Here is a 7,326-nt window from a genome sequence, read left to right on the forward strand (position 1 = left end):
AGTTGAAGTAATTGCCATTTTTTGTATCCTTTTTTGTAAAATATGGCTTAATTTATCAAAAAGGGCACTCCAAAAACTAGCCCATTTTTGGAGTAAATTAAAAAAAATGTTAAAATTTTATGAGTTTATGCCTGCTTTAAAGGCTCTAATTGAGTTAAGCGAGTAGTAAATCAGCCTTGCGTTTATTTTATTCGCTACGATTTTTCCGCTTTGCACTAGCGAATAAAGTGTGCGTGATGACAATCCTAGCTCTTTTAATGCTTCTTTTTTTGTGATAAAAGTGTCGTTCATCTTATTCCCTTTATGTAATTTTTTACGCTTTTTAGCTCATCTAAATTTAGTCTATAAAGTCGCTTGATGATTTTTTTAATTGTAATGTCTTTTTTGTTGTGTATTTCTGCAAAGTCGCTAAATTTCTTTAATGTTTCTATTTGCCTTTCTCTTAATGGGCTACTCATTTTTTACTTCTCCTAATGCTCTTTTAAGAGAGAAATTTACGTCCTCCTTAAACTTTTTATACTCTTTTAGCCCATAAAGGCAAAACTCCTCTATCGGCTCGGTAAGATATTTTGTATCCTCATACCCACCGCCTAAATGCTTGCCTTTTGCAATACCAAAATCATAATAAAATCCATCATTTTTATCATAAATATTTAGCACCTTTGCGCGAGTTATTAGAGTGGTTGTTGTGCCACAAACACAAATATAAACGATATCGCCTATGTTAAATCTATTTGTTCTCATATTTTTTCCTTTAAATTAAAATGGTATTTCATCGCCGTTTTCATCGTATATTTGCTCGTTTGGCGGCGGCGTGAAAGTTTGGGGTGGTGCTTTAAAAGCGTTATTTTGTGGTGGCGGATTAAAGGCGTTTGCTTGATTTAATGGCGGTGCTTTAAGAGCGTTTGTTGCTTCGCTCTCTTGCTTACTGCCTAGCATTTCTAAGCTCTCAACTTGCACGCTGTGCTTTTGTCTAGTGTTGCCATAATCATCGCACCACGTGTCAAATTTTAAACGCCCTTCAACTAAAATTTTACTGCCTTTTTGCAAATATTGCCCTGCAATTTTTGCAGTGTTGCCAAAAAATACGAGGTCAATAAAACACACTTCATCGGCGATTTGCCCGTTTTGTGTTTTATATTTTCGTGATACGGCTAGGGCGGATTTTGCGTATGCTATGCCCTGCGGTGAGGTGCCTTGCTGGACGTCTTTGGTTAGATTACCAACTAAAATTACTTTGTTAAACATTTTTATCTCCTTTTAATATCTCATTATTTTCTATAAAAAAGCGGTCATCATCGTGGCAATACGCCATAACCGCACCAATGGCTGTATAACTTTTTTCTAGCTCTTGTTGAATTTTGGCTAGGTTTAATGCTATTTGTTTGTTTTTATCCTTATCTTTTTTATACATTTTTATGGCTACTTTTAAAGCGTTGTTGTTGCCTCTGATGCTTATGTTTTCCAGCCATAGCTCTTTGTAGCTAGGTCGTCCAGCCGAGAATGGCTGATATTTAGGGTCGCTTAGGTCAAGCTCTGCGAATGGGTCGTTTTTCTTAGCCAATACAAGCTTAGCTTTTAACTGCTTTATTTGCTCGTTGTGCTTTGCTAGTTGGCTTTTGTAACCGTTGATTTGGTTTGTGTGGTGTTTTTTATTTTGTATCGCCGTTGCTTCAAGGGCGGAGATTTTATTGACTAGTGCTAAATTTCGCTCACGTGTTAGCCTTGCGTTTTCTAGCTCGGCGTTTATGCTCTTTTCTAGCTCTTGCTCTGCCCAAAGTCTGAAATTTTTAGCCTCTTTGCTACGAATAAACATACCAAGCTTGATGATACCACGAAGCGTCCATTTGATAAGTGGGCGGTTTAGCCTATTTGACTCAATTATGAAATGTATATTTTCTAAAATTTCATCTGAATGTTCGCGTTTATGCTCTTTTATGTTCGCTTCTGAAGTGCCGTAACGCTTTGCGACATATTCGGTGGTAAAGGTTTGGAAATTTAGAATTTCAACTTGTGCTGTTGGTTGTGTTGTAAATAAACTTTGCATTTATTCGCCCCTTTTGTGGATATTATTTAAATATTTGGCGAAATTATAGCAATATTATTTATACTTGTCAAGAGGCTTTATAAATATTATTCACATTTGGGGTTAAAAAATGTGAATATTTTAATGGTAAGAAATCCTTACCATTAATCAATCATTGTTTTTATGGCGACTTTAAGTACCTTGTAGTTTTCTAGCTCTTTTTTCAGTTGCTCGTTTTCAAGCACTAAATTTAAAGCGGCTTCGGTTTGTGAGCTGATTTGCCCTTTTGCACTTAATGTTCGTAAGCTATCTGCACTCATACCTATCCGTTCCGCCAACTCTCTTTGCGTGATATTTAATTCTTTGCATACGCGTTTTACTATGCTATCATCTGCCATCAGTTATCCTTGTTTATTATTTAAAAAGCGAAAGTATAAAAAGCAAAAACAATATATAAAATACGTAAAATAAAATGCTGGTTATTTTTTTACTATATATTGTGTCTAAAATGCCCGTTAGGTGCTCGAGTGGTTTAAAAACTGCTTCTGCAATCTTTGCTAAGCCCTTAAATACTATACAGCCAACTTCCACTGAACCTTTAAATATCGCTTTTATTATAGCCCAAGCGATAGGCATAACAATACTTGCTATAATTAAAAAAAATATACCCTGTAAAGAAAATTTAAAGATTTCTTCTGGGTATGCGATAAAGCCTGCTATAACAGCGACGATCATCAATAGCGATATTAATGCTCCTAAGAACTCAACCATTACTCTTCCTTCGGTATCCATTTTTTTGGATATGAGCCTGGTTTGCTCTGATAATTTCTAGGTATTCTTTTGCTAGTTGTGGGTCTGTCTTAGCAAGTCCGCCAAGCTCAGAGAGATTAACTTCAACATTTACGCTACTTACATTATTTTGGACAATAGCTTTAAGGTCTTGCGGTAAAGGCTCACTAGACTTTATCTCTTGTAACTTTGCGTTTATCTCTTTCTTTTTCAAGCAAAACTCTCCTTTTTTCAAAAAGCTCTACTGAAATTTGCCCCAAATCTTTTGTAGTTTTGAGTTTTATCGGAGAAAACGCATTTCTAAAACCAAGCATAAAGTATCTTATAGCTTCGCTCATCGTGTCTCCTTTGTATTTCTTTGTAGTTTGTTGGATAACAATAATACACTAAAAAAGACTAAAAAATACTTAAAAATGTATATTTAAATTCGCTTGTTTTTTCGTGTGTCGCTCATTCTTGCTCCCTTTCGCATATTAGGCTAAATTCTGCCGCAGGGTTGCTTTTAAGCTCTAAAAGTAGCTCGTAAAGCCTAATAAAATAATTCATATCGCCCCTAACGACAAAACTCTGTCCGCAAACAGGGCAAGAATAAGCCGTCGCCCCCAAATCCATTATTATCTCGGTTTTACACTTGGAGCAGACTATTTTTAGCTTTTTTATGTTTAAAATTTTGTTTTCATCACTCATTTTTAATCCTTTGTTTTTTGCCCCTAAATTTTATAAAAAAGGGGCAAAAATCTTACTTTAATTTTCAGCTAGGCTATCAATGCTGCTAGGGTCGCTTAAAAAAGCATTTACCTGCTCGGTGTTGTATCTTGTTACGATATTTTCGGCACTATTTTCACTCACTCCACGCCTTATAAGCTCATCTTGCAATAAATCATAAGGGTTTGGCGTCATAACTTCGCCGGTTGTTGCGTCGTAATCTAAAATTTCAGGCTCTTTTTGGCTCTTTTGCTCTTTTAAAATTTGGTTTAAATCCTTTGGCTGCTCTTTTATTTGTAGCTCTTGCGTGTTTTGTCTAAATGGCTCGTCCTCCATATTTACGGCTTCGGTTAATCTATCATTTATCGGTAGTCTTGTAGCTACGTATTTAAGGGCTTTTGCCTTATACATCTCTTCGCTCCAAGTAGCCCAAACACCGCTTAAAACGCCTGCTTTTTGATTTGGACTTGCGGTGCGAAGTTTTTCTAACTTTTTCTTGCTTACAAAGTCGCTAAATACGCTATCTATGCTATCTTTTGCATATATGATAACGCCTACTAGATTATTAAAAACCCACGCTCCGTCGTCATCGTTTCGCTCATCATAATTTGGCACGAAGTGGATTTTATCGTCAAGTCCGTTAAACTCTAAATTAAACGTATCGCACTTATAAACGGCTACGGCTCTAAATCGCCAACCATTACGCATACCTAAGGCGATTAAGCCTTTATAGCCGATTTGCAGTTGAGCTGTGTTGCCATAAGGGACTACGTAAGCTTGACCAAAAAGCTTGTTTGGGTGTAAGCCGATTTGCACGATTTGCATTGCGGTATTTATCACGCTCTCAACTTTGCATTTTGCTAGGTTTGCGTCGTTTGCTAGGTTTATCATCGCACTAGCAAAGGCGGAGGCTTTTGCCTTATCTCCTGCTGTAATCGTGCTAATTTGCCCCATTTTAGCGTTAATAATCGCTCTTGCTTCGTTCTCTCTTTGTGTGATTTGCATTGTTTATCCTTTTAAAAATTTATTTTTGTAAGAAGTGGCGGATTAACTCCGCCGTAAGTTTGTTTGTGTATAATTTGGAAGTGTTTAGCCTAATGTGCGAGGTTAGGCTACTTTTCTTTTAAAAACTTCGCAAATTTTAGCACTTAAAGCCACTTGCCCTTTTGCGCTAATGCGTGTCGTAAAACGCTCTTTGTTGCCTTTTGGTGTTACTATTATTTGCGGAGTTACTTCAAAATATCCAGCGTCTAGCCACTTTTGATATGGCATATTATCGCTCATTAAGTATTTTTCATCTCTTAACCACTTAAAAATTCTATTTCGCCCTACGCTTACATTGTTTTCGTCGCAAAGAGTTTTTATAAAATCGCCTATTAATGCACTTGTGGCACTAGCTTCAACGGCTTTTGCATAAGTAACATAAGGCAGGGACGCTATTCTTTGAGCTTCTAGGGCTTCGATTTGCTCTGCTTGGTCGGCGGCTAATCGTAACGCCTCACTTAGATTTTTAGGTATAGCAAACTGGGCTTTGTAAGCTTTCTCAACTTCTATAAAATACCGCCTTACTTTTTTGCCGATTTCGTTTCGTTCTAGCATTGAAATTTCTTTTGCGATGTCTATGGTTAGGATGTATTCTTTTTTGATACTCGCCTTTCTGCCAGCCTCGCTCATCGTTTCAGATTTTTCTGAAACGATGATGTAGTCGATATTTTCAATAGCATCTACTTCATCAAGCCTTGTTTTTATCCAGTCGGCAAACTGATATTTACTCTCCAAAACTTCGTGTAAATCTCTTGCATTGACTGAGTTTATCTCAGCACCATTTAGTTTAGTTTTACCAATAGGTATTAACTCGTTCATTTTATTCTCCTTTTGGGTTTAATATGTTTAAAATTTTAGCTTTTATTGCGTTATGATTTTTTGTTAATGCGTCTAAGGCACAAAACAAGTCAAACGCACAATCAAGCACTTTATAACTTGCTACTTCATCGCTGTCGGTTGGCTCTATTTTATAAAGCTCTAAATACTTTGCGAATTTCTCTTTTTGTAGGCTTTGGGGCTTCATTTTTGCCCCTTTTCTAGGCGTCTTATGCGTAATTCTTGCACTCCGACCCACGCTGACAAAATAATGATTAAAATAAAATCTAAACTCATAACTGCTCCTTTATGGTATAATTTTAAAGCGAGATGAAAGCCCCCTCGCACTGGGGGCTACTTAGGCTAAATAAACAGCCTAAGTAAGGCGATAACGTAAAACGCTATCTGTAAGATTAGTGCGATTAATCTTAGCCTTTTCATCTTGTCTCCTTTCGTCTTATTTAAAAGTTATGTTTTATAACCTTTATGACGAAATTATAACATAAATACGAACTATTGTCAAGACTAAAAGTATAATTATATAAACATTTTTAAAAAAAATAGTTATGTTTTTATACTTTTACGTGATTACCCAGCTAAAAAAATGAGCTGGTTATGAAATGAAGTTTTTAAGGAGTGTTTTTAGTTGATTATGCTCGGTTAGTTGTTTTTCAAGCCTGTTTATTTTAAGTAGCATTTCACAAGCTTTTTGCACTTGTTCGCCAACTTCGCCGATAGCAAGTTGTTTTACTCGCCCCTCGCTAACACCTATTGCCTCGCCTAATTGCTTATACGTTAAGCCTAGCTCTTTGCAGGTTTGTTTTATTAAATTTTCATCACTCATTTTAATCCTTTTATAAATATTCATCTGGTATTTTTATCGCTTCATCTTTTAAATAGATAGTATCAGGCAAAAGCGAGTTTAATAAATCCGTCTTTTTTATCTCAAAATTAGCGTTAGCCGTCTGTATTAGCTCACTTGCATATTTTCTGCGTTTTGGCGGAATAAGTAAAATAATACGCTTTTTTGGGAATAGCTCTTTAATCATCTTTATCGTTGAAACCAAATCCGTATCGGCGGTAATTAAAAAAGCTTTATCAAATTTGTCTAAAAAAGCATCTCTTAAAAGGGTGATTGCGATGTTTATATCACTTTGCTTCTCTTCATAGGTTTGGTAGTCGGTGTTACAATTTTTGCAATGTGGAAATTTCTTTTTAAATTTACCCATAATCGGCGTAACGCCTACGCTTTGTAAGGCTTTTACGTAACTTAAATGGCGTGTGAATTTATCTTGAATGTGCGTAAGATATGCTGAAAAGAAATAAACTTCGTTTAGCTCGTCATTATCACGCAAAAAATTCTCGCAAAGTGAGCGTAAATTTAGCCATTTTAAGCGTTGGTCGTTAAATGATAAAATAGAGTGGTAAAGATTAAACCCATCAATGTAAGCATTTGTCCGCATAAAGTCCAAGCCCCTAAAAGTTAGAGGCTCGGTTAGTAGCCGTAGCCACTAAGTTGAATGCCGTAATTTTATCCATAAAGTGCTTAAAAATAGTTTTAATCATAATATTAACCTTTTAATTTTAGAGATTTTTATAAACCTCCTAAATTCTATTAAAAAAGTGATTAATAGTAGCTTTTGGGTTTTATTGTTCGTGTTTTTTCTAGATATGGTACTCGCTTGATCAAAGCTTGTAAGTCCGATGAAATAAGGCTTTGCAAGTTTTTAGCATCCATAAAAGCTGGTATTTGATCTAGCCTTGCGTTTTCTCTTGGTTCTCTGCCTTTATCGTTAAACTAATATCTGCTCTACCACTTTTTGATAAAAACTCAAAGGCATATTTTAAATCGCTTATAATCTGCGAGTAATTTTTGTAATCTATCCACTCTATGCCACAATTGGGGCAATTGTTAGCGTAAAGCTGTTGCGTGGCAAAAGGGACGC

At 35.9% G+C, this 7,326-nt stretch carries 16 protein-coding genes; all 16 read right to left on the reverse strand.

From position 1 onward, the window contains the following. Window positions 1-117: 117 nt before the first annotated feature. Window positions 118-291: a helix-turn-helix transcriptional regulator gene (locus NYG85_RS11535; protein WP_284938786.1), complete on the reverse strand. Its 174-nt coding sequence runs from the start codon at window positions 289-291 to the stop codon at window positions 118-120. Beyond that, the gene (locus NYG85_RS11540) at window positions 288-458 is read right to left on the reverse strand and encodes a hypothetical protein (protein WP_284938787.1); all 171 of its coding nucleotides are present in this window, start codon (window positions 456-458) and stop codon (window positions 288-290) included. The genes NYG85_RS11535 and NYG85_RS11540 overlap by 4 nt, the downstream gene beginning before the upstream one ends. Continuing rightward, complete coding sequence (locus tag NYG85_RS11545; protein ID WP_284938788.1) at window positions 451-744, reverse strand: hypothetical protein; 294 nt, start codon at window positions 742-744, stop codon at window positions 451-453. Before NYG85_RS11545 ends, NYG85_RS11540 begins: the two co-directional genes overlap by 8 nt. A 15-nt stretch (window positions 745-759) precedes the next feature. Further along, a complete protein-coding gene (ssb, locus tag NYG85_RS11550; protein ID WP_284938789.1) occupies window positions 760-1,248 on the reverse strand; it encodes a single-stranded DNA-binding protein in 489 nt (162 codons plus the stop codon). Continuing rightward, window positions 1,241-2,047 carry a hypothetical protein gene (locus NYG85_RS11555; RefSeq protein ID WP_284938790.1) on the reverse strand — a complete coding sequence of 269 codons (807 nt, stop codon included), beginning with the start codon at window positions 2,045-2,047 and terminating at the stop codon, window positions 1,241-1,243. Before NYG85_RS11555 ends, ssb begins: the two co-directional genes overlap by 8 nt. A 143-nt stretch (window positions 2,048-2,190) precedes the next feature. After that, on the reverse strand, window positions 2,191-2,424 hold the full coding sequence (locus NYG85_RS11560) for a helix-turn-helix domain-containing protein (RefSeq protein ID WP_284938791.1): 234 nt from the start codon (window positions 2,422-2,424) through the stop codon (window positions 2,191-2,193). 16 nt (window positions 2,425-2,440) lie between these two features. Continuing rightward, window positions 2,441-2,797 carry a hypothetical protein gene (locus NYG85_RS11565; protein ID WP_284938792.1) on the reverse strand — a complete coding sequence of 119 codons (357 nt, stop codon included), beginning with the start codon at window positions 2,795-2,797 and terminating at the stop codon, window positions 2,441-2,443. After that, window positions 2,790-3,029 carry a hypothetical protein gene (locus NYG85_RS11570; RefSeq protein ID WP_284938793.1) on the reverse strand — a complete coding sequence of 80 codons (240 nt, stop codon included), beginning with the start codon at window positions 3,027-3,029 and terminating at the stop codon, window positions 2,790-2,792. The genes NYG85_RS11565 and NYG85_RS11570 overlap by 8 nt, the downstream gene beginning before the upstream one ends. Beyond that, the gene (locus NYG85_RS11575) at window positions 2,983-3,153 is read right to left on the reverse strand and encodes a hypothetical protein (protein WP_284938794.1); all 171 of its coding nucleotides are present in this window, start codon (window positions 3,151-3,153) and stop codon (window positions 2,983-2,985) included. The genes NYG85_RS11570 and NYG85_RS11575 overlap by 47 nt, the downstream gene beginning before the upstream one ends. Window positions 3,154-3,265: 112 nt before the next feature. After that, window positions 3,266-3,502: a hypothetical protein gene (locus NYG85_RS11580; protein WP_284938795.1), complete on the reverse strand. Its 237-nt coding sequence runs from the start codon at window positions 3,500-3,502 to the stop codon at window positions 3,266-3,268. Window positions 3,503-3,559: 57 nt separating this feature from the next. Continuing rightward, the gene (locus NYG85_RS11585; RefSeq protein WP_284938796.1) at window positions 3,560-4,525 is read right to left on the reverse strand and encodes a recombinase RecT; all 966 of its coding nucleotides are present in this window, start codon (window positions 4,523-4,525) and stop codon (window positions 3,560-3,562) included. A 102-nt stretch (window positions 4,526-4,627) separates the two neighbouring features. Continuing rightward, window positions 4,628-5,383: an antA/AntB antirepressor family protein gene (locus NYG85_RS11590; RefSeq protein WP_284938797.1), complete on the reverse strand. Its 756-nt coding sequence runs from the start codon at window positions 5,381-5,383 to the stop codon at window positions 4,628-4,630. A 1-nt stretch (window position 5,384) separates the two neighbouring features. Then, on the reverse strand, window positions 5,385-5,588 hold the full coding sequence (locus NYG85_RS11595) for a hypothetical protein (protein ID WP_284938798.1): 204 nt from the start codon (window positions 5,586-5,588) through the stop codon (window positions 5,385-5,387). Between the two features lie 405 nt (window positions 5,589-5,993). Beyond that, window positions 5,994-6,224, reverse strand: coding sequence for an XRE family transcriptional regulator (locus NYG85_RS11600; protein ID WP_284938800.1), 231 nt, complete (start codon window positions 6,222-6,224; stop codon window positions 5,994-5,996). A 10-nt stretch (window positions 6,225-6,234) separates the two neighbouring features. Next, window positions 6,235-6,843: an NYN domain-containing protein gene (locus tag NYG85_RS11605; RefSeq protein ID WP_284938801.1), complete on the reverse strand. Its 609-nt coding sequence runs from the start codon at window positions 6,841-6,843 to the stop codon at window positions 6,235-6,237. A gap of 292 nt (window positions 6,844-7,135) precedes the next feature. Continuing rightward, on the reverse strand, window positions 7,136-7,326 hold a 191-nt coding region (locus tag NYG85_RS11610), incomplete at its 5' end, for a hypothetical protein (protein WP_284938802.1).

It is taken from the genome of Campylobacter gastrosuis (assembly GCF_030249845.1).
Classification (GTDB): Bacteria; Campylobacterota; Campylobacteria; order Campylobacterales; family Campylobacteraceae; genus Campylobacter_A; species Campylobacter_A gastrosuis.

What these genes read in the sequence shown, in the direction of transcription:
- NYG85_RS11535 (WP_284938786.1), bottom strand. Translation starts at nt 291, where the DNA reads ATGAACGACACTTTTATCACAAAAAAAGAAGCATTAAAAGAGCTAGGA.
- NYG85_RS11540 (WP_284938787.1), bottom strand. Translation starts at nt 458, where the DNA reads ATGAGTAGCCCATTAAGAGAAAGGCAAATAGAAACATTAAAGAAATTT.
- NYG85_RS11545 (WP_284938788.1), bottom strand. Translation starts at nt 744, where the DNA reads ATGAGAACAAATAGATTTAACATAGGCGATATCGTTTATATTTGTGTT.
- ssb (WP_284938789.1), bottom strand. Translation starts at nt 1,248, where the DNA reads ATGTTTAACAAAGTAATTTTAGTTGGTAATCTAACCAAAGACGTCCAG.
- NYG85_RS11555 (WP_284938790.1), bottom strand. Translation starts at nt 2,047, where the DNA reads ATGCAAAGTTTATTTACAACACAACCAACAGCACAAGTTGAAATTCTA.
- NYG85_RS11560 (WP_284938791.1), bottom strand. Translation starts at nt 2,424, where the DNA reads ATGGCAGATGATAGCATAGTAAAACGCGTATGCAAAGAATTAAATATC.
- NYG85_RS11565 (WP_284938792.1), bottom strand. Translation starts at nt 2,797, where the DNA reads ATGGTTGAGTTCTTAGGAGCATTAATATCGCTATTGATGATCGTCGCT.
- NYG85_RS11575 (WP_284938794.1), bottom strand. Translation starts at nt 3,153, where the DNA reads ATGAGCGAAGCTATAAGATACTTTATGCTTGGTTTTAGAAATGCGTTT.
- NYG85_RS11580 (WP_284938795.1), bottom strand. Translation starts at nt 3,502, where the DNA reads ATGAGTGATGAAAACAAAATTTTAAACATAAAAAAGCTAAAAATAGTC.
- NYG85_RS11585 (WP_284938796.1), bottom strand. Translation starts at nt 4,525, where the DNA reads ATGCAAATCACACAAAGAGAGAACGAAGCAAGAGCGATTATTAACGCT.
- NYG85_RS11590 (WP_284938797.1), bottom strand. Translation starts at nt 5,383, where the DNA reads ATGAACGAGTTAATACCTATTGGTAAAACTAAACTAAATGGTGCTGAG.
- NYG85_RS11595 (WP_284938798.1), bottom strand. Translation starts at nt 5,588, where the DNA reads ATGAAGCCCCAAAGCCTACAAAAAGAGAAATTCGCAAAGTATTTAGAG.
- NYG85_RS11600 (WP_284938800.1), bottom strand. Translation starts at nt 6,224, where the DNA reads ATGAGTGATGAAAATTTAATAAAACAAACCTGCAAAGAGCTAGGCTTA.
- NYG85_RS11605 (WP_284938801.1), bottom strand. Translation starts at nt 6,843, where the DNA reads ATGCGGACAAATGCTTACATTGATGGGTTTAATCTTTACCACTCTATT.